Below are 22,344 nucleotides of genomic sequence, written 5' to 3'. Positions count from 1 at the left end.
GGGAACCTGCATGACACTCGCCGATATTGCCCGGCTAGCCGGCGTCTCGCGCACGACCGCTAGCTATGTCATTAATGGTCAGGCCGAGCAGCGGCGCATTAGCGCGGCAACCATTGAAAAAGTGATGGCGGTGGTGCGGCAGCACCGTTACCACATTGACCCCCAGGCGGCCGCTTTGCGCCGTGGAGCCAGTCGCTTGGTGGGGCTTATCGTGCCCGACTTGGAAAACATCAGTTACGCCCGATTGGCGAAACGCTTGGAGCGCGGCGCCCGTGAGCAGGGCTATCAGTTGCTGATCGTCAGCTCAGATGACAGTGCAGAGAGTGAGCGAGCGCTTGCCCTGGCCCTGCGTGCTCAACGCTGTGAGGTATTGATCACCGCCAGTTGTCTTCCCAGCGATGACACTTTCTATGCCGATTTGGTGAAAGAGGGCTGGTGCGTGGTGGGGATGGACCGAGGTCTCAATCCAGCGCTATTTTCCAGCGTGGTGAGCAATGACTGCGAAGCGGCCGAGACACTGACACGCTCGGTAATCGGTGAGGGAACCAAACGTGTTGCGTGGCTGGAGGCAATGCCGAATTTGTCGATTAGCAGCGAACGGCGGGCCGGCTTTCAGGCGGCGTTAAGCGGTACTGATATTGAACCGTTTATCTTAAGTGGCGCGCGATATGAGCGTAGCGAAGGGGCACGCTTAGCGGCACGTCTATTAGACGAGCAGGGCGGTGCTGACGCGCTTTTGACGGCGTCATACGCGCTGCTGGAAGGGGTGTTTGATGTGTTCTTGGAGCGCGGTGGCTTGCCAGAAAATGTCCGCTTGGCCACCTTTGGCGATCATCGGCTGCTGGATTTTCTCCCTCAGCCGGTCAATTCTGCGTTGCAAGACTACGACCGTATTGCCGAGCTAACGCTGAGCTGCGCATTGGCCGCCATGAACGGCCATTACGAGTGCGGGCTGCAGGTAGTGGCACGCCACCTGCACACCCGGTAAACACTAAGCCCTGGCCCGCTAGGCCGTTCTGGCTTGGGCCCAGGCGTTAGCATCGGGGATCGACATGTCGTAGCTTTCATTCAGGTAGGGTGATGAAAGCAGGAAGTCTGCGGTGGCCGCATTGCAAGCAACGGGCACATTCCATAGCGCGGCCAAGCGTAGCAGCGCCTTGACGTCCGGGTCGTGGGGCTGAGGAGAGAAGGGATCCCAAAAGAAGATCAGTACATCGAGCCGCTGCTCAGCGATGCGCGCGCCAATCTGCTGGTCGCCCCCTAACGGCCCGCTCATTAGCCCCTCTACATCAAGTCCTAAGGCAGTTTTTAAGCGGCCGGCCGTGGTGCCGGTGCCGATCAGTTCGTGCTGGCTGAGCGAATTTTGCCAGCGAGTGGCCCACTCCAGCATCTCACTCTTTTTGCCGTCATGAGCGATCAGGGCAATGCGCTTGCGCGCTTGCAAAGTGCGGATGGCTTGACGGGGTGGTTGCGCGTCACTCATGGCGTTACTCTCCTTTAAAAGGGTTTTGTTGTTGATGATTAAATATTGGACTACGATAGCGTGTATATAGTAATTTTACTACATATTGGATATTTACTAGCCTTTTGAGGCGATTGTAAGACGATATATCAGCCTCATGACGTTTAAGTACGTATTTTTAGTAAATTATTTACAGGGTGCGCCACTTGCCAACATTGGTCGATTGAGGAGCTATCATGACAATAAGAGTTGCGATTAACGGTTTTGGACGTATTGGCCGCAATGTGCTGCGTGCACTTTACGAAAACAGCTACCGTGATCGTATTCAGGTCGTCGCTATTAATGATCTCGGCGACCCTTCGTTAAATTCCCACTTACTGCGTCATGACACCGTGCATGGCCACTTTCCCTTTAAGGTAGAACACGACGCCGAAAGCATCACGGTGGATGGCGATCGCATTGCCATCTCTTCGGAGCGGGACCCGTCGAAGCTGCCATGGTCAACCATGAAGATTGATCTTGTGATGGAGTGTACCGGGTTATTTACCAAGCGCGAGGCGGCGGCGAAGCATATTGAAGCGGGCGCTAAGCGCGTGCTGATATCTGCACCCAGCCCCGATGCTGATGCCACCATTGTGTATGGCGTGAACGACCAAGTGCTAACTGCTGAGCATACGGTAGTATCGAATGCTTCCTGCACTACCAACTGCTTAGCGCCCGTGGCCAAAGCGCTGAACGATGCTGTGGGTATCGAGAATGGGTTGATGACGACGGTGCATGCGTACACCAATGATCAGAACCTGTCGGATGTTTACCACTCCGACCCTTACCGTGCCCGCAGCGCCACCCACTCAATGATCCCGACCAAGACCGGCGCTGCCGCAGCGGTCGGCTTGGTTCTACCAGAGCTGGCTGGCAAGTTTGACGGCTTAGCCGTTCGCGTACCGGTCATCAATGTCTCACTGGTGGATCTGACCTTTACCGCCAGCCGTGATACGACTAAAGAAGAGATTAACGCCATCGTTGAGAAGGCTGCGGCTAACTCACCGGTACTCGCCGTTAACGCCGAACCTCTTGTCTCCATCGACTTCAACCACGACGCCAATTCGTCGACCTTTGATTCGAATCACACTCGTGTGAATGGCCGTCTGGTCAAAATCATGGCCTGGTACGACAACGAGTGGGGCTTCTCCAATCGTATGTTGGATACAGCTATCGCTATGCAGAAGGCTGCCAGCTAACTGATTAGGTAAAGCTTAAGGGCAGGTATCGCCCAACAGTAGCTCCATTTTGAGCAACTGTTGGGCAAACGCGGTACGGCCCAAGATCATTTGCGCTGCTATCCGCCCTTTGCCAGCGTTATCCTGGCGAATCGTGGTTAAACGCGGTGTACGGTATTGCCCCTCGGCAATGCCATCGAAGCCCGTGATACGGAGTTCTTCTGGTACCTTAATGCCTCGCTGTTCGGCAAGCGTGAGAGCTGTCAAAGCAATACGGTCTGACATGCACAGCAGTAAGTCAGGGCGTTGTTCTCCAGGCTGATCCAGAATTTCGGCAATGACTGTCGAACACACTTCAAAAGTGTTTTCTTCTATATTCCACAGTGGTACCTGTTCAGAGGTCACGCCATGCTCTTTTAGTGCGTTATGGAAGCCTTCTAGTCGTGCCCGGCTGACGGTGCTGGAATTGGGAAGCAGGGTATGTTCGGGCAGAACGCGACCGTTGCAGGTTTCTTTGGTCAAACGTAGGTTGATAATCGCAGGGCGCTTGGGTGACCCGCGAAGTGCGTGCTGGGCGATTTTGTAGCTAGCCGCTGTATTGTCGACATGTACCGTTGGATAGCCTTCAATATCGAAATCCACTGATACCAAGGTGCGCTGGACGGGCAGTTCATCAAGCAACTTACGATTGGGCATTAACCCATACACGATAAAACCATCGGCGATATTGGCAGCGCCAGGTGGCTGAGAGGCATGGCCACGACCAGGAAGTAGCAAAAGCGTATGTCCATGAGCATCTAGTACCTCGGCTACTCCTGATAGGAACTCACTAGCCACGGCGTCGTTTAAGCTGGAGGTAAGACTTTCTGCAAGGATCACCGCAATGATTCTCGAGCGTCCAGTGCGCAGAATTCGTGCTTTAGCATCAGGGCCGCTATACCCCAGTCGCTTTGCTTCTTTAAGTATACGTTCCCGCAGGGCGGGGGATAGCTGATCTGGGCGATTAAAGGCATTGGAAACGGTCGCGGTGGAGACGCCGAGTTCCTGAGCCAGATCCTTCAATGTCATATTGCGATGTTCAGTCACGATGCATCCTTGGCAGCCTCACATACGTTATAAACTTTTATTTATAAGTAAGTTAAGTACAAAATTAATGTATCACGAAGTTTAATTAAAACTGGCTGTCGTCGGCTTATAAACCGACGTGCAATGCCTTCTTGTGACTGCTTTCCCAACAGTGTAAGCGCAGGGAAGAATAGGCAGAGGTTGATAAGAGTATAAAGAATATGACCTCAATCACCTTGAGGTAGCAAGTCACTGCCTGAGGTATCTGCAGTGTCACATTGATTCATTGATAAGCTGTACCTATTAAGTTTCTCTTAGACATTGGTCGATAATTGATACTCAGCGGTTGTGAATTGCTGACTTAATCGATTAAGTTTTGGCTATCTTTCCTTAATCACCCTCCCGTTGGGTGAGCAGCTTCAACCAAGCGAGTTTGAGAAGCAGCCTTGCAGCAAGTAGCCCAGTTAGACCGCTACTCCCTTGTACAGAGGCTGTGTCAGGAAAGTGTTAGCGATAGAAGCTTAATCGATTCAGATGAATGCGACGATAATAATAGCGCCTGCAAATAACAATAGGGTACTCAAAACAATGCATAAGATGACATTTAAAACGCCACTAGCGATTGCCATAGCGGCTGCCAGCTTGGGGGTCAGTGGCACTGCCACAGCACAGGTGTCCATGGAGCAACGCTTTGCCGAGCTTGAAGCCCGCATTGAAGCTGCTGAACAGCGCGCCGATGCCGCCGAGCGCCGTGCCGCGATTGCCGAGCAGTCTCAAACAGAACCCCAAAGTGATACTGAGATCGAAGAGCGGTTAGCTCGGGTCGAGCGGTATGCCGATGGTGAAGAGGGGTTCTCTTTCAACGTTTATGCACGGTCGGGCCTGCTGATTGGCGAAGATGGTAAAAGTGAAAACGCTGGACCTTACCTGACACCGGCGGGTGGGGAAGGCGGCGCCGTTGGCCGTTTAGGCAATGAGCCTGACACCTACGCCGAAGCGATTTTCAATTACCGCATGCAGTTCGATAATGGCGCCAAAGCCCTGTATCGCACCATGATTGCCGATGGTACCACTTCAAGCAATGACTGGACCGGCGGTGAGTCCGATCTTAACGTGCGCCAGGTGTTTGCTGAATTCAGCGATCTTCCCAGTTTTACCGGAGTCTTTGAAAACGCCTCAATTTGGGCTGGTAAACGCTTTGATCGTGATAACTTCGATATTCACTGGCTCGACAGTGACGTGATCTTCCTGGCGGGTACCGGTGGCGGTATTTACGACATGCAATTAGCGGATAACTGGAAATCCAACCTCTCGATTTATGGTCGTAGCTTTGCGGACTATCCGATTGTTGACCGCGAGAACCCGGGGCTGGAAGGAGACACTGACAATTTGATCCTCACTTCCAACAACTACTTTGGTAACTGGCAGTGGATGGTCAACGGTATGTCCGCTGCGGACAACGACGAGCGCGATATTAACGTTGGCCAAACCGCTGCCGATACCGGTTTCCATACTATGATCGCTTATCATGGTGATAGCTTCTTCGGCATGAGCGAGGGCAATTTCAAGGCGGCAGTGCTGCATGGCCAAGGACTGGGCGCCGAAACCAAAAGCCTTGGTTCGAGAGGCGAGCTAACCGATGATGCGACTGCCACGCGTTTGGCGGTTTATGGCACCACTTACATTGCCCCTCAGTGGCGTATCGCTCCCTCTATTTTGGCTGAAACCAGCGAAGATCGTTATGCCCAAGGTGATAAGTACAACTGGGCAGGTTTTAACGTCCGCTTAGCTAACGAGTTAACGCAGAACTTTGAGATGCAGTACGAAGCGGGCTATCAGTGGATGGATCTTGATCCCCAAGGTTATAGCGGCCGCAATGCGGTCGATGGCGGCTTCAGCAAGTTCACGATTGCGCCCACCTTCAAGCCTGAAGTCGGCGGCTTCTGGCAGCGCCCTGAGATTCGCCTGTTCACGACTTTCAGCGATTGGGATGACGACCTTAATAATTACGGCGCTAGCTCACTTGGCAACGAGGGCTTTACCGGTGGCCAATGGACCTTCGGCGTCCAAACAGAAGTGTGGTTCTAAACGATACAGGCTCTTTAACGTAACCGTTTCTTCTCCAGTGCACGTTGCCCGCGATCCGTCGCGGGCTTTTTATTGCGACAATTCAAAAATATTTTTGATTGGCTGCATCCAATCACGGGTCTCGCGGGTATTCACTATACAGCCGCCATTTACGGTAGCTGATAACAACCCTTTTAGGAGACTGAAATGACACTTCATCATCTAACGCGCGCTACCTTGGCCGCCACACTGATTGCATCCTTCAGTCATGCCGCTTTGGCCGAAACGCCTGCGGATGTCCAAGTACCGGACGGCAACACCATCGCCCTCGAAACGGTTGGCGTTGGCGCTATTACCTACATGTGTGAAACCAAAGACGACGGCAATATGGGTTGGGTATTTAAAGGCCCACACGCTGCGCTTAATGGTAGCGATGGTAGCCAAGTGGGTAGCTATTATGGCCCGCCAGCAACATGGGAAGCGCTGGACGGTTCTAAAATCACCGGCACCCAGCTAGCCACAGCCGCCAATGGCGATGGCAACATTCCGCTCCAGCTTGTTGAAGCTAACCCTGCTGAAGGCGAAGGCGCAATGACGGGCGTTAGCTATATTCAGCGCTTGAATACTCAGGGCGGTGTCGCTCCTGGCGTCGCTTGCGATATGGATCACGACGGTGCTACCGCCGTTGTTACCTATCAAGCCGATTACATCTTCTGGACTGCTGAGTAAGCCTAATCTTGCTAGGGACTCGTTTGCCGAGTCCCTAGCGGCTATGCTGTCTGTGAATACGACGACTGGCGTCGGAGCCGTCACCAGGGAGCTAGGGTTTGACTGACGTGTCTTCAGAATTTGATCATGCTGCTGTATTGGCCAAATGTGCCCGCGGCGAGCATGACGCTTTGCACCAACTCTATGTTCATGAAGGTGCCAGGCTTTTAGGTGTGGTATTACGAATCGTCAAGGATCGTGGCATGGCGGAAGATATTGTTCACGATGCCTGCCTAAATATTTGGCAACGCGCCGATAGTTTCGACCCTGTCAAAGGGTCTGCGCGAGCATGGATATTCAGTGTCGCGCGTCACTTGGCATTAAATGCTATTCGTTACCGTGACCGTGAAATTACCTTCGATAGCGATTCCCCCACTGAATTAGATCATGACGAACATTTTCAGCACGCTTCCGTTGTCGAAGAAGCCTTCGATTGGCAGACCGGCCAGCGGATGGATAGCTGTTTAGAAGCGCTTGAGCCCGAGCGGCGTAACTGTGTACTCCATGCCTATGTCGATGGTCTTAGTCACGCGGAAATTGCTGCCCATACAGGGGCGCCCCTCGGCACCGTTAAAGCCTGGATAAAACGCAGTTTACTGCGCTTACGGGAGTGTATGACATGACCCGCCTTAATGATCACGAACGCGAAGATGACCATGCCTTGGCGGGTGAATACGTGCTAGGCACACTGTCGTTAGAGCAGCGCAAAGCGCTGGAAGCTCGGTTACCCAATGAGCCTGAACTGCAGAGAGCCGTGATGGCCTGGGAGGAGCGTTTTTTACCTTATACCGCTATCACCACCCCCGTCGCGCCCTCCGATTATTTATGGCCACGTATTGAGCGCAGCTTAAAGGCACGAGAAGCGTCCGCTAAACGTACTGGTTCCTCTGTTCTGCCCCCAAGGCCCTGGCGCATGCTACACAGCTTGCCACTTTGGCGTGGCGCTGCCGGGTTTGGCCTGGCGGCGGCGTTAATAATGGGCGTAATGCTGGCAAATGAAGTTACTGAACCGACGACCCCTGAGTACATGGTAGTTCTGCTTGCCCCACAAACACAGTCGGCGGGCTGGGTAGTCCAGGCTTCATCGCGGCAGGAAATAGAGCTTATTCCGTTGGGAACGTTCGAAGTGCCTGAAGGTAAGGCGCTAGAGTTCTGGACCAAGGCGGATGAGTGGCAGGCACCGGTATCGCTGGGTTTGGTGGAGCCAGGCCAACCCATTCGGATGCGCTTAGACCAGTTGCCGCCGCTTGAGGATAACCAGCTGTTTGAGCTAACGCTGGAAGATGAAACCGGTTCTGCCACCGGCCTGCCCACCGGCCCCATTGAGTTTATTGGTCGCGCGGTTGAGATCTAGCGTACAAGGTCAGAATCAACCCGTATCGGGGTCTGCGCCAAGGATGGCGAATACAGCTAAAAGAACGATAGACCGACTTGGAATAAGCGCTCCACATCGCGAATGCGGCGTTTGTCGACTACGAACAGAATCACGTGGTCGCCGCTTTCCACCTTCACATCGCCGTGGGCGATAATGACCTCTTTGCCGCGCACAATCGCCCCAATCGTCGTGCCATCGGGTAGGTCGATCTCGCGGATGGTGCGGCCCACCACTTTCGACGACTGCTTGTCGCCGTGGGCAATGGCTTCAATGGCTTCAGCGGCACCCCGGCGCAGCGAGTGAACGTTGACAATATCGCCGCGCCGCACGTGAGTCAGCAGGCTGCCAATCGTCGCCTGCTGGGGCGAAATAGCGATATCGATCTCGCCACCCTGCACCAAATCCACATAAGCGGCGTTGTTGATCAGCGTCAGTACCTTCTTGGCCCCTAAACGCTTGGCCAGCAGCGACGACATGATATTGACCTCGTCGTCGTTGGTCAGCGCACAGAAGATATCGCACTCTTCGATGTTCTCCTCTTCCAGCAGCCGCTTGCTGGTGGCGCTGCCGTGGAGCACCACGGTGCGATCCAACCGCTCCGACAGCGTGGTGCAGCGCTCCAGGTTGTGCTCGATGATCTTGACCTGATGGCTGTGCTCCAGATGCTCCGCCAGCCGCTCGCCGATATTGCCGCCCCCGGCAATCACCACCCGACGGAAGTCCCGCTCGACACGGCGCAGCTCGCTCATGACCGCACGAATATCGCGGCGAGCGGCGAGGAAGAAGACCTCATCGTCAGCTTCAATCACTGTATCCCCGCGAGGGATAATCGGTCGATTGCGGCGATAGATCGCCGCCACGCGGGTATCCACGTTGGGCATGTGGCGACGCAAAAAAGCCAGGTCCTGTCCTACCAGCGGTCCGCCATAGAATGCCTTGACCGCCACCAGTTGTACCAGGCCACCGGCAAACTCCAGCACCTGAAGGGCGCCAGGGTGCTCGATCAGGCGGCGGACATGATCGGTCACTACCTGCTCGGGGCTGATCAGCACATCAATGGGGATCGCTTCATGGGCGAACAGCCCCTTGCGGGTCAGGTACGCCGTGGCGCGGACCCGGGCAATCTTGGTCGGGGTGCGAAACAGCGTGTGGGCGACCTGGCAGGCGATCATGTTGATTTCGTCGCTGCTGGTGACGGCGATCAGCATATCGGCGTCTTCGCAGCCTGCCTGGCGCAGCACAATGGGGTAGGAGCCCGCCCCGGTGACGGTGCGGATATCGAGTTTGGTATGCAGATCGCGCAGTTTTTTGGCATCGGTATCAACGACGGTGATGTCGTTTTCCTCGCGGGCGAGGTGTTCTGCCAAGGTGCCGCCGACCTGGCCGGCGCCGAGAACGATGATCTTCATTAATGACACAGCCGCTTTGGCTTAAAGGTATCTTGATGTTCGCTTATTCAAGGGGAAGCTGTCGAGAGGGCGTTGACTCGTATCTATCCTGAATCCGATTTAAGGCTATATTTTTACGTATTTTTAACGCCTACCGTCGTAATCAGCATCGAATTTTTACGCGCTATCTCACTAAGCTCGAAGTGCCCATAAAAGGAGGCACTTCCATGAATATCGTACTGTTGATTATCGCCACGGCAACGGCTGGGTACCTGTTTTACGCCCTTCTGCACCCTGAGCGTTTTTAGGAGATCGTGATGAACGATATGGTCGCTATTTACGCATTAGTCGCCCTGTTAAGTGTTCCCCTCGGTCTCTACATGGCCAAAGCACTGAGTGTCCAACCGGGCCAAATAGACAACATTTTTGGGGTGATCGAGAAGCCTATTTATCGATTAGCGGGCATCAATAGCCAGCAAACCATGACATGGCAAGCCTACGCGGTGGCTATTTTGAAGCTGCATATCGGTTTAGTGCTGTTGGCATGGTTAGTCTTCATGTTTCAGGATGTTTTGCCCTTAAACCCCGATGGCATCGAAGGCATGCGCTGGGATACGGCGCTGCATACGGCCGTGTCGTTTGCGACCAATACCAATCAGCAACACTACTCAGGACAAGCGCAGCTTTCCCATTTAAGCCAAACTTTCGCCATCGTGACGCTGCAGTTTCTAACTCCTGCCACAGGGCTGGCGGTATTGATCGCGATAGCCAGAACTCTTTTGATAACTCAGCCACGTGGCCTGATAAAAGGCGTAGGCAACTACTATTACGATCTGACACGCACGGTGATACGTGTGCTGCTCCCGCTAGCTGTCGTGGTGGCACTGCTGCTGACATGGCAGGGCGTGCCGGCCAGTTATCAGGCTGCCCATCAGATAGATATGCTGGATCCACAGGTGGAAGAGGTGCAGTCCATACCCGTTGGGACAGTGGCCTCAATGGTGGCGATTAAGCAATTAGGGACGAACGGCGGCGGCTGGTATGGCCCCAACTCAAGTGTGCCGCTTGAAAATCCCACGCCTCTGGCGAATGTGATTGAAACCGCTTCACTAACGCTGATCCCCATCGCATTGCTAATTACTATCGCCGTGATGACGGGGCGACGCCGGTTAATGGTGGGCATTGGCTGCGTGATGCTGGCGTTCTCGTTGATATCTACATCGCTGGTGGTCTATTCAGAGCGAATGCCAAATCCAGCGCTCGCCGAGCTTGCCCAGACTGCCGGGAACTTAGAGGGTAAGGAGCTACGTTTTGGCACCGATCTTTCTGCACTGTGGGGGAGTTGGACAACCCAAACATCCAACGGCTCAGTCAACGCCATGCACGATAGCTTTAACCCCTTTGGGGGCATGGTTTTATTGATGGATATGTTTGTCAATGTAACGTTTGGCGGCATTGGTGTGGGATTGATCGGCTTCTTTCTGTATCTCATGTTGGCGGCGTTTGTCGGCTCATTGATGGTGGGTAGGGCGCCAGAACTGCTCGGAAAACCGTTAGAAACGCGCGAAATACGCTGGATTTCACTCGCCATTCTTGCCCAGCCATTACTCATTTTGGGGCTGACCGCGCTGACGGTGGCGCTACCCGGTGCCGCGCAAATCTCAAACCCTGGTTTTCACGGTTTATCCCAAGTGCTTTACGAGTTTACCTCGGCCTTTGCCAACAATGGCTCCGGCTTCGAGGGGCTGGGCGATGGCACTTTGTGGTGGAACCTGACCTGTGTAACAGCCCTGTTTATTGGTCGTTTTTTGCCCATGCTGGTTCCGCTAGCCGTGGCTGGATGGCTAGCCGTTAAGCGCACAGCACCGGCGGGCCGCGGCACGCTACCAATCGATAGCCCAGCCTTTATGGGCTTAACCGCAGGCGTCATTGTGATTATTAACTTACTCGGCTTTTTACCGGTGCTTGTGCTTGGTCCTATTGCAGAAGCCGTCGTGCAAGGCTTCTAGGAGAAACGAGATGTCATATACAGAAGGGGCTAAACAGCCGCGGCAGTCACTCTCTTTCAGCCAGATAGCGGCCGGAGCAATTAAAGGGCTGGCACCGCGTCAACTGGCGCGTAACCCAGTCATGGCGGTGGTGGCCATTGGCACGGTGGTGTGCTTTGGGCTCACGCCTTTCGCCTTTGCTCAAGGCGAAAATGGCGGTTTTGCGCTCACCATCGCTCTGCTGCTGCTCGCCACCGTGCTGTTTGCAACGGGGGCGGAGTCATTAGCAGAGTCGCGGGGTAAGGCACATGCAGGTGCGCTACGCCAAACCAAAGGGCAGTTAAAAGCCATTAAGCTCCATGCCGATGGCACCATCAGTAGTGTGACGGCTGATTCTCTGCGCAAAGGAGACCGAGTTAAGGTCGTTGCGGGTGAGCTCATCCCGGCAGATGGTGAAATTGTTGAAGGTGCAGCCTCGATCAACGAGTCAGCGGTGACTGGCGAATCTGCTTCCGTGCTGCGTGAAGCGGGTACCGATAATAGCGGGGTCAGCGCTGGTACCAAGGTGCTTTCGGATCAGCTGATTATTGAGGTCAGTGCCAACCCAGGCGAGTCGCTGCTGGATAGGATGATTGCGCTGGTTGAAGGGGCTAGTCGTCAGAAAACGCCCACTGAGCTGGCGCTTTCGGTGCTGCTGGCGATGCTGACGTTGGTATTTCTGATAGTCGTAGTCACGCTGGTACCCATGGCGGCTTTTGTGGGAGTCGACACAACACCGATTATGCTGGTGGCGCTGTTGGTATGCTTGATCCCCACCACCATTGGCGGCTTGTTACCGGCCATTGGAATTGCGGGAATGGAGCGTGCCATGCGCGCTAATCTGGTCGCTAAATCGGGTAAAGCCGTCGAAATTGCAGGCAGTATCGATACCTTATTGTTGGATAAAACCGGCACTATCACCCTGGGTGATCGGCGCGCTACCGAGTTCGCTACCTGCCAACAGGTGTCACATCAGCGAGTGCGTGACGTGGCGTTTCTCGCCTCACTCAATGACCCCACCCCAGAAGGCCGCTCAATTATTGCGCTAGCAAAGGAGCAGGGGGTTGATTCCCAGTCAAGTGAAGAGGCGGAAGGGGCTACTTTCGAAGCCTTTAGCGCTGAAACAAGGCTATCAGGCGTCGATCTCACCAATGGGCGACAGCTCAGAAAAGGTGCCCCTAATGCCATTGCTGAGTGGGTAAAAGTTCAGGGGGGTGAGATACCCAGCGACTATAACCAAGTGATAGAGCGAATCTCTCGGGATGGCGCAACGCCTATTGCAGTCGCGGAGGATAGACATGTGTTGGGTGTGATAGCGCTGTCTGATGTGATTAAAAGCGGAATTGCCGAGAAGTTTGCCGAGCTGCGCGCCATGGGTATCAAAACCGTGATGATCACGGGCGATAACCCGATTACCGCCTCGGCTATTGCCGCTACAGCTGGGGTGGATGACTACATTGCTGAAGCTACACCTGAACGAAAGTTGGTGTTAATTCGTGAAGAGCAGGCTAACGGTCGCTTGGTCGCGATGGTGGGTGATGGCACCAACGATGCACCGGCACTGGCCCAAGCCGATCTTGGCCTGGCAATGAATTCGGGCACCCAGGCCGCCCGCGAAGCCGCCAATATGGTCGACTTGGACTCCGACCCCGGCAAGCTCATCAGCGCGGTGGAAATTGGTAAACAGCTACTGATAACGCGTGGCGCACTGACAACGTTCTCTCTCGCTAACGATGTTGCTAAGTACTTCGTGATACTGCCGGCGCTATTCGCGGCCAGTTTTCCAGCGCTAGGCGTGCTGGACATCTTGAACTTACATTCGCCGACGACGGCTGTGCTAGCAGCAGTGCTTTTCAATGCATTGATTATTCCTGCCTTGATTCCCTTCGCTCTGCGCGGTGTGTCGGTGAAAGCGGCCTCGGCGACGGAACTGCTGCGCCGTAATCTGCTGATCTATGGCCTTGGCGGCCTACTTTTGCCGTTCCCTGCCATCAAGCTGTTCGACATGCTCATTGCACTATTCATTTAGGAGAGACCACATGAATATGCCACATTCAATAACGGACCAGGACCAAGAGCTACAAGGGCCAGAACTTCAAAATAAGGCCTCTTGGAGCAGCGCGCTTCGCTTTATGGCGGTGATGGCGATGTTGCTAGGAGTGTTATACCCCTTTGTCACAACCACCTTAGGCGGCTGGCTATTTCCCGAACAGGCCCAGGGCAGCTTGATCCGGGACACGTCAGGGCAAGTCGTGGGTTCACGCCTAGTGTCACAAACCTTTGTCAGCGACGAGTACTTTATTGGCCGCCCGTCAGCGGCGGGTAACGATGCGGGCGGCGTCTCAGGTTCGAATCTAGCCCCCAGCAATCAAGCGCTCCGCGAACGTGCCCAAGCAGAGGCGGCTGCCATCGCTCAGCGGGAAGGGGTGAGCGTAGAGCAAATTCCGATCGATTTAATCGCCGCCTCTGGGTCAGGAATTGACCCCCATATCTCATTGCCAGCCGCTGAATTACAGGTCGAAAGGGTAGCGCAGGCGCGTGGAATCGACGAAGCTAGCGTCACTGAGCTGATCGGCCAAGCGCTTGAAAACACGGGCTGGCTGGGGTCGCCCGTGGTCAATGTATTGCGGTTGAATGTGAGTTTGGATGAGCGTTTTCCAGCAGCCACAACCGCGTCGTCCGTCACCCCTGTGGAGTAGCTAAATGTATTCAGCGGATCAACGCCCCGATCCCAATGCATTGTTACAAGCCGCGCGCCGTGAGGCGCGCGGCTGTTTGCGTGTATTTTTAGGTGCCGCTCCTGGCGTAGGCAAAACCTATACCATGTTGCGCACTGCCCGTGAGCGCGCCGAAGAGGGGGACGATATTGTGATTGGCGTGGTTGAGTCCCATGGCCGCGAGGACACTGAGGCTCTCTGCGAAGGGCTAACGCGCTTACCGTTAGCACCTATCGAACATCACGCACGCACCTTTTATGAATTTGATCTCGACGCCGCGCTTGAGCGCCGCCCCAGCATTCTATTGGTGGATGAACTGGCTCACAGGAATATCCCGGGTAGCCGTCATCCTCGCCGTTATCAGGATATTGAAGAGCTTTTAGACGCAGGCATTGATGTTTGGACAACGGTTAATATTCAGCACCTTGAAAGCCTCAATGACGACGTAGTACGGATCACCGGCGTTCGAATGCGGGAAACAGTACCCGATGAGTTGCTGTCACGCGCTCGCGATATCTCATTAGTGGATTTAACCCCAGAAGAACTGCTGGAACGGCTAAGGCGCGGCAAAGTATATATTCCCGAGCAGGCTCGGGCTGCCATAGAAGGGTACTTCAACGAATCGAATTTGAACGCACTGCGTGAGCTTGCCATCCAGACCATGGCGGAGCGCGTTGATGCCGACGTTAAAGTGGCGATGAGCGCTGGCGGTAAAGAGGGCCCATGGCCGGTAAGGCCACACTTACTGGTGGTGTTAGACGGTAGTGACGACGATTTAACCCTGATCCGTTCGGCTCATCGCATGGCAGAGCGCCGCTTGGCGGTTTGGCGAGCGGTCTACGTTGATAAAGGCAGCGCATCCTCCGAACACCAACTGGCCATTGAGCATGCCTTTAGCTTAGTCGCTAGGCTAGGCGGTGAAGCCTTTCGTCTTCAAGGACATAACCAACTGGCCGAAATCCTCAACTATGCCCGTTCAATCAATGCAACAACGATTGTGGTGGGCAGGCAGGCACATCGCAGCTGGCGGCCTTGGACGCGCTCGCTGGCTCAGCGTCTTCTATCGCATGCGGATGCATTTGATGTGGTTGTGGTAGCGCAAACGGGGACAAGGCGCCGTTTGCATAAGCGATTACCGTCTTTGTCATTATCACTACCGCGAATACTGGTAAGCGGCATGTCGCTTGTCGCTGCGCTTGCCGTCGCGCACTTATTAGAACCCTGGCTTGAGCTGGCTAACTTGTCGCTGGTGTTTCTATCGGCCGTGCTGTTTAGCGCGGTATGGGCAGGCACGACCATGGCCATGTTAAGCGCAGTCGTAGGCTTCCTGATCTTTAATTTCTTTTTCACCGAGCCTCGGTTGACGTTAGCCATGGTAGAGCAGGGGCAACTGCTTACTGTGGTGTTTTTCTTTCTGGTGGCCCTGGTGGTCGGCCAGTTAGCCGGGCGAGGAAGGCAGCGGTTAGTCGCGTTACGCGCCAGCCGGGACCAAACGCAGCTGTTGCTGCGCTACGCCGAACAGCTCTCCACGGCGACCGACAGTGCGAATGTGGCAAAAATTGGCGTTGATACACTAGCGCGCTGCTTTGCGGTACCCATTGCTTTTATCGACTCGGCAGAAAGCGCCAGTGATGTACGTATCGAATACGCTTGGCCTGAGTCAGAACGATTGGATATGCAGGCAAAACAAGCGGCAGTCTGGAGCTGGCAACACGAAAAAGCGAGTGGCCACGGTACACAGACCCTGAGCAAGCAAGCCTGGCGTTTACTACCTTTAACGGTGCAGGGGCAAAAAGTCGGCATGCTGGCGCTAAAACTCTCAGCCAGCCAGACAATGCTTACCCAGGAGAGTGAGTCATTAATTGATACGCTTACGCGGCAACTGAGTATGGCGCTGGAGAGAACGCGTTTAGTGGCAGAATTAAACACTACCCGTGTTTCTGAGGAGAATGAACGGTTGCGTTCCGCGCTGCTCTCTTCGGTATCTCATGATCTGCGCACACCGCTATCGTCGATCATCGGTGCCGCCAGCTCACTGATCGAGCTTAAACCGCAGTTAAATGATGACAATCAGCGTGAGCTATTGGATGGAATTTTATCGGAGGGCGAACGCCTCAATCGCTACATCCAAAACCTGCTTGATATGACCCGCTTGGGCCACGGTACGCTGAAAATTGAGCGTGACTGGGTGTCGTTCGATGATGTCATTAATTCCGCCATTAAGCGTTTGGGTCAGTCGCTTAAGCACGTGGTGGTTCGCAAGCAATGGCCATCATCGTTACCGCTTTTATATGTGCATCCTGCGCTGGTGGAGCAAGCTATCGTCAACGTACTGGATAATGCACAGCGATTCTCCCCACCCGGCGGAGAGCTATTGATAAAAGCGCATACAGCACACCAAGAAGGACAGTCAGTGCTGGTCATTAGCATCACCGACCAAGGCCCTGGCATACCGGCCGAACTGCGTGAGCAGGTCTTCGATATGTTTTACAGCGGCGGCGATGGCGATCGTAGTGCCCATGGTAGCGGCTTAGGTCTCGCTATTTGCCGTGGCATGATTGGCGCGCACGGCGGTTCTATCAAGGCCGATATCGGCGAGAACGGCCATGGCACCTCCATTATCATTACACTGCCTTTGCTGGGCGCTGAAACCCGAGGAATAGATGAAGAGTGAGAACAGCGGGCGAATCCTAATCGTAGACGACGAGCTACAAATACGACGTTTTCTGCGCATCAGCTTAGCGTCTCAGGGGTATGAGGTCATCGAAGCAGAGAATGGAGAGCAGGCGCTAGCGGCGGTGTATACCCAAGCCCCTGACGTTGTGTTGTTAGATCTGGGGTTGCCCGTCCAGGATGGTCAGCAGGTGCTGAGCGCCATTCGCGAACACAGCGCGGTGCCGGTAATCGTTGTCTCCGTACGAGAGCGGGAGGAAGAGAAGGTCCTAGCGCTTGATAACGGTGCCAATGACTATGTCATAAAGCCTTTCGGTATTCAGGAGATGCTCGCTCGTGTACGAGCCGTGCTGCGTCGTTCCCAGCAGGCAAGAGGGGAGACGAGCTCAAACTACTACATCAGTAAAGAGCTCGTTATCGACTTAGCCTTGCGCCGCGTCACGCTTCGTAATGAAGAAGTGCACTTGACTCGTAAAGAGTATGCCGTAGTCGAGCGTCTCTGCCGCTATGCCGGTCGGGTAATGACACAAACCCAGTTGCTAAAAGAAGTGTGGGGCCCCACACATGTGCATGACACTCACTACTTACGTATCGTTGTTAGCCGCTTAAGACAGAAACTGGGGGACGACCCGCAAACACCTGCTTTGTTACAAACCGAGGCAGGTGTTGGGTATCGTTTATTGGTAGAGGCTGCCACGAATCCAGGCGTTTAACGTCGCCAGAACATCGGGGTTAGCAGCACCACCACGGTGAGTATTTCTAGACGGCCCATCAGCATTCCGGCACACAACAGCCACTTTGCAGCATCCGGCAGGGGAGCAAAGTTGCCCGCAGGGCCAATGATATCGCCAAGGCCGGGGCCCACATTTGTAACCGCCGTGGCGGCGCCGGAAAGCGCGGTGACTAAATCCAATCCCAGGGCTGAAAGGCTCAGCGCCAGGGCGGCAATGGTGATAAAGAAGAAGAATGAGAACGCCACTACGCTGCGTGAAATATCACTAGTGACGAGCTGTCCATTATAGCGGGTGGTAAACACGCCATTAGCGTGGATCAGATAGCGCAGCTGGTTGAGCAGCATTAAGGTAGCAATCTGAAACCGAAAAATTTTCATCCCGCCGCTGGTCGAGCCGCTGCAGCCGCCTACAAAGGTCAGATAGAAAAAGGCAACCACCGGCAGTGCTCCCCACTGAGTGTAATCATCAGAAGCGTAACCGGTGGTCGTTACCACTGAAATGACGTTAAAAGTGACGTTGGTAAGCGACTCAAACCAGTTGTCCCCTTGAATGACCCGCCAAGCACTGAGTACCAAAACGGCAGCCAGCAGCAGTTTTAAAAGCCCACGTACCTGCTGATCTTTCCATAGCGCATCGCGTGATGTGCGTAAAAATCGGATATAAAGCACAAACGGTAGCGCGCCGCTCAGCATAAAAAAACTGGCCAACCAGAGTAACCATGGTTGCTCGCTATAGGCGCCAAAGGAGGCATCGGAATTAGCAAAGCCGCCGGTAGAGAGCGAAGTCATGCCATGGACGGTGGCGTCCAGCAGCGTCATGCCACCGAACCAATAACTACCAATCGCAACGAGGGTTAGGGTGACATAAATCGTTAGCGTCGCTTTAGCGATGCCGCCAGTGCGTGGCATCACTTTATCCGACCAGTCAGAAGACTCGGTATGAAACAGCCGCATGCCGCCGACTTTAAGGAACGGCAAGATCGCAATGCCCATGACGATAATGCCGATGCCGCCCATCCACTGCATCAATCCCCGCCATAGCTTTAAGCCGTCGGAAAAGTGCTCAATGCCCACCAGGATGGTAGAACCCGTGGTGGTAATCGCTGAGACCGATTCAAATACCGCATTGGTAAACGTTAACTGGGGCGCGCCAAGTATTAGCGGAAGGCTGGCAAAGCCGCTAATGGTGACCCAGCTGGCAGCGGTAAGAATAAACATTTGCCATGGTTTGAGTTCCAGCGGTGCCCGGTAAGTGAGTAGCCATGTTATGACGGCAGCACTAATCACTATCAGCACAGAAATGCCAAAAGCAAGCGCGTCAGGGTCATTCTCAATGAGCAGTACTATTAGCGGCACCAGCATGAACAGCGCTAGCACGACCCATAGGACTGAAATGATTTTAAAAACAGGCGCCCAGTGTCGATACGTATCCCTGCTGCGATGAAACCACGGTGTAAAAGGTGTCATATACCCAGCTCGCAATTTAGTATTCTTAAGCATGCGCTAGGAGAACATGCGCTTCCATAAAAAGTCTGTAAAAAAGCCGACCGATTAAAGAATTAATCGTGTGAAGACGCGACTACCACTAGCCAAATTCGCGCTTTATAGGGGTAGAGTAGGTGTCTTAGGTGGCTGATAGTCACTCAGCGCATATTTTGTAGTAAAATTACACGAATTGTTGCGTATAATGCCCTCTATACGGTAAATTTTAGGTAATCTAACTACATTAGATGTCTAATTATAAATAGGAGCAACGATGAGCCAGTCCAATGCTTCCCAAGGTGCACCGCTGGGTGATCCAAATCATGCTATCGATTTAGCGCTGTTTGGGGCGCTGGGTGATCTTGCCATGCGCAAGCTGTTTCCTGCCTTATACCATCTTGATCGTGAAGGCTTGATGCCCGAAAGCACGCGCATTATGGGACTGGCTCGCCAAGAGCACGATGCAGCGTCATTTCGAAAAATGGTAAATGAAGCGCTGCAAAAACGGTTAAAAAGCGGCGAACAGGATAAGCAAAGCCTTGAGCGTTTTCTCGCCCGGCTGGATTACTTAAAACTCGATTTTTCAAGTGTCGAAGGTTACGACGCTATTCGCCAATGGCGTAAAGGGTCTCCCCGTCCGATGGTGGTGTACCTTTCCGTTGGCGCACGCATATACGGTGATATTTGCCGCCACCTTCAGGCCAGCGAAAGTCTGGACGATGAGTCACGCGTGGTCGTTGAAAAACCCATTGGCTACGACCTGCACTCTTCGGTCGAAATTAACGACGCCATTGGCGAGGTATTTCCGGAATCGCGGATTTATCGCATCGACCACTATTTGGGCAAAGAGACTGTCCAGAATTTGATCGCACTGCGTTTTGCCAATCCGTTGTTTGGTACCCAGTGGAATCAGAACAACATCTCCCACGTGGAGATTACGGTTGCTGAAAAAGTGGGTATTGAGGGGCGCTGGGGCTACTTCGATGAGGCAGGGCAGTTGCGCGATATGGTGCAAAACCATCTGCTTCAACTGCTGTGCCTGATTGCTATGGACCCGCCTTCGAACCTGGATGCTGATGCCATTCGTGACGAAAAGGTAAAGGTGCTTAAAGCACTTAAACCCTTTGTGGGCGAAGCGTTAGGCAGGGATGTGGTCCGCGGTCAGTACATTGCGGGCACTAGCGATGGTCAGCCGGTACCTGGCTATTTAGAAGAAGAGGGTGCCAACACCCAGAGCCAGACCGAAACCTTTGTGGCGATGAAAACCGAGGTTTCCAACTGGCGCTGGGCAGGAGTGCCGTTCTATCTGCGCACCGGCAAACGGATGCCGGAAAAGCTTTCGCAGATTGTGATCCACTTCCGCCAGCAGCCGCACTACATCTTTGATCCTGATCAGCGCGGCATTGCTTCGAATAAACTGATTATTCGTCTGCAGCCGGAAGAAGGCATCGCCCTGCAAGTATTGACCAAAGATAGCGGCCTGGACAAAGGCATGCGGCTACGGCCCGGCCCGCTGCACTTGGACTTCAATAGTGCCTTTCCCAAATCGCGGATTCCCGATGCTTACGAACGCTTGCTGCTCGAAGTGATGAAAGGGCAGCAGTATCTGTTCGTTCGTCGCGATGAAATCGAACACGCCTGGCGCTGGTGCGATCAATTGATCGATGGTTGGAAAAAACGCGATATCCCTCCGCGCCGTTATCCGGCGGGCTCTTGGGGTCCGGTCGCCTCTATCGCCATGATTACCCAGGATGGCCGCAGTTGGTACGAGGATTATTAATATGAACCAAGCACGCCAACAGCTGGCCGAGCAGCTTGCCGAAGCCGTTTTTCAGGCGCTGCATGATGACTTGAACCACCAGGAGCGTGTGCTGCTAGTGGTTTCAGGTGGATCGACACCAGTGCCTTTTTTTAAGGCGCTGGCAGGAAAGCCGCTGCCCTGGGAACGCATCGATGTAACGCTTGCCGACGAGCGCTGGGTAGATGAGCAGGGCAGCGATAGTAACGCCAGGCTGGTGCGTGAGCATCTCCTTCAAGGCGAAGCGGCGGCGGCCACTTTTATACCGTTAACTTCCGATGCGGCAACTCCCGAAGAGGGTGTGGAGGATGTTGCAAAACAAACGGACAGATTGGCGTGGCCTGCTAGTGTGGTCATTCTGGGTATGGGCGGCGATGGCCACACGGCATCGCTGTTTCCCGATAGCCCCGAACTGACCCTGGCACTCGCGACTGGTGAACCGCTAGTCGCTGTGCGCACGCCTAGTCAGCCTCAGCCGCGTATTACCTTCTCCGCGGATCGCTTACATCAAGCGCGCCGTCATTTTCTACATATTACCGGCGACGATAAGCGCGCCGTATTGGCCAAGGCACTAAGCGGTGATGATGTGCGTCAACTGCCGATTCGCGTCTTTTTAACCTGCCCATTGGCAATTTACTGGGCGCCTTAAGGCCAGCCCTTAAGCGTCGGCTCATATGAGTTAGCCGCTTTAGCCAATAATAATTTGCTTGGAGACTCACTAATGACTATCGATAAACAGTTACCGTCTACACGTACCGCCGAGCTTGATAGCATCTGCTTAAAAGCCGAAGTGATTCCTGTCATCACGATTGAGCGTTTAGAAGATGCCGTACCGCTGGGTCGCGCTTTAGTGGAAGGGGGACTAACCGTACTGGAAATCACCCTGCGTACTGATTGTGCCCTGGAAGCGGTTAAACGTATGCGTGAAGCCTTGCCCGGTGCCAGCATTGGCGTGGGCACGGTTTTGACCCCGGCCCAGTATCGCCAGGCCGAGCAGGTTGGTGCTGATTTCATTGTGACGCCTGGGGCAACGGATGCGCTTTATCGCTATGGCGTTGAAAGCCCAGTGCCGATGCTGCCGGGTGTTTCGACCATTTCTGAACTAATGACCGGTTGGCAGTACGGCTATCGCCGCTTTAAGTTCTTCCCGGCAGAATCTAGCGGCGGCGCTAAAGCGATCAAAGCGTTTGGTGCGCCGATTCCTGAAGCACGTTTCTGTCCGACCGGCGGTATCACCGTGGATAACGCCGATGACTACTTGTCATTACCTAACGTCATGTGTGTCGGTGGTTCCTGGTTGACACCTAAAGCCATGGTGGAAGCGGAAGATTGGGACGGTATTCGTGAGCTTGCACGCCAAGCAGCCGAGCGTTTTCATCATTAAGTAAGACCGCTGTGTATCTATAGCAGCGCTGGCCATCGCCCTGGTTTATGTTTTTAAACGCCATGTTTAAGAACATTACTGGGGCTTTTTTATGCGCTTAGCGCATCCTATTGGCGATTTGAAATAGCGTATAAGACCAAAGATGTATAACGGGAATATATTCAGCTCATCTAAAATGACCGAAT

19 protein-coding genes are annotated in these 22,344 nt (G+C 54.0%); 15 read left to right on the top strand and 4 right to left on the bottom strand.

Annotation, left to right across the window (positions count from 1 at the left end):
* Positions 1–10 precede the first annotated feature (10 nt).
* Complete coding sequence (gene cra, locus AC5TBW_RS11340) at positions 11–988, top strand: catabolite repressor/activator (RefSeq protein WP_495508677.1); 978 nt, start codon at positions 11–13, stop codon at positions 986–988.
* Positions 989–1,006: 18 nt separating this feature from the next.
* On the opposite strand, the gene AC5TBW_RS11335 is transcribed toward cra, so the two are convergent.
* Entirely contained in the window at positions 1,007–1,483 is a 477-nt protein-coding gene (locus AC5TBW_RS11335) for a methylglyoxal synthase (RefSeq protein WP_495508676.1), read from the bottom strand.
* Between the two features lie 215 nt (positions 1,484–1,698).
* Between AC5TBW_RS11335 and gap the strand changes: the two genes are divergently transcribed.
* Positions 1,699–2,703, top strand: a complete 1,005-nt coding sequence (gene gap / locus AC5TBW_RS11330; protein ID WP_495508675.1) for a type I glyceraldehyde-3-phosphate dehydrogenase — start codon at positions 1,699–1,701, stop codon at positions 2,701–2,703.
* A gap of 15 nt (positions 2,704–2,718) precedes the next feature.
* On the opposite strand, the gene AC5TBW_RS11325 is transcribed toward gap, so the two are convergent.
* Complete coding sequence (locus tag AC5TBW_RS11325; RefSeq protein ID WP_495508674.1) at positions 2,719–3,768, bottom strand: LacI family DNA-binding transcriptional regulator; 1,050 nt, start codon at positions 3,766–3,768, stop codon at positions 2,719–2,721.
* Between the two features lie 567 nt (positions 3,769–4,335).
* On the opposite strand from AC5TBW_RS11325, the gene AC5TBW_RS11320 reads away from it, so the two are divergent.
* The 4 genes from AC5TBW_RS11320 (at position 4,336) to AC5TBW_RS11305 (ending at position 7,936) form a co-directional block, all read left to right on the top strand.
* Positions 4,336–5,835: a carbohydrate porin gene (locus tag AC5TBW_RS11320; RefSeq protein ID WP_495508673.1), complete on the top strand. Its 1,500-nt coding sequence runs from the start codon at positions 4,336–4,338 to the stop codon at positions 5,833–5,835.
* 186 nt (positions 5,836–6,021) lie between these two features.
* On the top strand, positions 6,022–6,543 hold the full coding sequence (locus tag AC5TBW_RS11315) for a DUF3455 domain-containing protein (protein ID WP_495508672.1): 522 nt from the start codon (positions 6,022–6,024) through the stop codon (positions 6,541–6,543).
* Positions 6,544–6,650: 107 nt separating this feature from the next.
* A complete protein-coding gene (locus AC5TBW_RS11310; RefSeq protein ID WP_495511956.1) occupies positions 6,651–7,205 on the top strand; it encodes a sigma-70 family RNA polymerase sigma factor in 555 nt (184 codons plus the stop codon).
* The gene (locus tag AC5TBW_RS11305) at positions 7,202–7,936 is read left to right on the top strand and encodes an anti-sigma factor (RefSeq protein ID WP_495508671.1); all 735 of its coding nucleotides are present in this window, start codon (positions 7,202–7,204) and stop codon (positions 7,934–7,936) included. Before AC5TBW_RS11310 ends, AC5TBW_RS11305 begins: the two co-directional genes overlap by 4 nt.
* Before the next feature lie 56 nt (positions 7,937–7,992).
* On the opposite strand, the gene trkA is transcribed toward AC5TBW_RS11305, so the two are convergent.
* The gene (gene trkA, locus AC5TBW_RS11300; RefSeq protein WP_495508670.1) at positions 7,993–9,366 is read right to left on the bottom strand and encodes a Trk system potassium transporter TrkA; all 1,374 of its coding nucleotides are present in this window, start codon (positions 9,364–9,366) and stop codon (positions 7,993–7,995) included.
* A 206-nt stretch (positions 9,367–9,572) separates the two neighbouring features.
* Between trkA and kdpF the strand changes: the two genes are divergently transcribed.
* Genes kdpF through AC5TBW_RS11270 form a run of 6 tightly spaced genes read left to right on the top strand, consistent with a single transcriptional unit; the run spans position 9,573 to position 17,475 of the window.
* A complete protein-coding gene (gene kdpF, locus AC5TBW_RS11295; protein WP_495511955.1) occupies positions 9,573–9,653 on the top strand; it encodes a K(+)-transporting ATPase subunit F in 81 nt (26 codons plus the stop codon).
* Between the two features lie 9 nt (positions 9,654–9,662).
* A complete protein-coding gene (gene kdpA / locus AC5TBW_RS11290; protein WP_495508669.1) occupies positions 9,663–11,354 on the top strand; it encodes a potassium-transporting ATPase subunit KdpA in 1,692 nt (563 codons plus the stop codon).
* A 10-nt stretch (positions 11,355–11,364) separates the two neighbouring features.
* On the top strand, positions 11,365–13,401 hold the full coding sequence (gene kdpB / locus AC5TBW_RS11285) for a potassium-transporting ATPase subunit KdpB (protein ID WP_495508668.1): 2,037 nt from the start codon (positions 11,365–11,367) through the stop codon (positions 13,399–13,401).
* Between the two features lie 10 nt (positions 13,402–13,411).
* Positions 13,412–14,071, top strand: a complete 660-nt coding sequence (kdpC, locus tag AC5TBW_RS11280; RefSeq protein ID WP_495508667.1) for a potassium-transporting ATPase subunit KdpC — start codon at positions 13,412–13,414, stop codon at positions 14,069–14,071.
* Positions 14,072–14,075: 4 nt separating this feature from the next.
* Positions 14,076–16,763: an ATP-binding protein gene (locus AC5TBW_RS11275; RefSeq protein ID WP_495508666.1), complete on the top strand. Its 2,688-nt coding sequence runs from the start codon at positions 14,076–14,078 to the stop codon at positions 16,761–16,763.
* The gene (locus AC5TBW_RS11270) at positions 16,753–17,475 is read left to right on the top strand and encodes a response regulator (protein WP_495508665.1); all 723 of its coding nucleotides are present in this window, start codon (positions 16,753–16,755) and stop codon (positions 17,473–17,475) included. Before AC5TBW_RS11275 ends, AC5TBW_RS11270 begins: the two co-directional genes overlap by 11 nt.
* On the opposite strand, the gene AC5TBW_RS11265 is transcribed toward AC5TBW_RS11270, so the two are convergent.
* Positions 17,472–18,962, bottom strand: coding sequence for a TrkH family potassium uptake protein (locus AC5TBW_RS11265; protein WP_495508664.1), 1,491 nt, complete (start codon positions 18,960–18,962; stop codon positions 17,472–17,474). The genes AC5TBW_RS11270 and AC5TBW_RS11265 overlap by 4 nt on opposite strands.
* 289 nt (positions 18,963–19,251) lie before the next feature.
* Between AC5TBW_RS11265 and zwf the strand changes: the two genes are divergently transcribed.
* The 3 genes from zwf to AC5TBW_RS11250 all read left to right on the top strand — a co-directional run bounded on the left by zwf (position 19,252) and on the right by AC5TBW_RS11250 (position 22,159).
* Positions 19,252–20,757, top strand: coding sequence for a glucose-6-phosphate dehydrogenase (zwf, locus tag AC5TBW_RS11260; RefSeq protein WP_495508663.1), 1,506 nt, complete (start codon positions 19,252–19,254; stop codon positions 20,755–20,757).
* Position 20,758: 1 nt separating this feature from the next.
* Positions 20,759–21,424 (top strand): 6-phosphogluconolactonase, encoded by a 666-nt coding sequence (pgl, locus tag AC5TBW_RS11255; protein ID WP_495508662.1) that lies wholly within the window; start codon positions 20,759–20,761, stop codon positions 21,422–21,424.
* A gap of 72 nt (positions 21,425–21,496) precedes the next feature.
* On the top strand, positions 21,497–22,159 hold the full coding sequence (locus AC5TBW_RS11250; protein WP_495508661.1) for a bifunctional 4-hydroxy-2-oxoglutarate aldolase/2-dehydro-3-deoxy-phosphogluconate aldolase: 663 nt from the start codon (positions 21,497–21,499) through the stop codon (positions 22,157–22,159).
* Positions 22,160–22,344: the final 185 nt, after the last annotated feature.

It is taken from the genome of Vreelandella sp. ssv (assembly GCF_059448525.1).
Note: the sequence above shows the minus strand (reverse complement) of the source record. Positions and strands in the feature narration are given on the sequence as shown.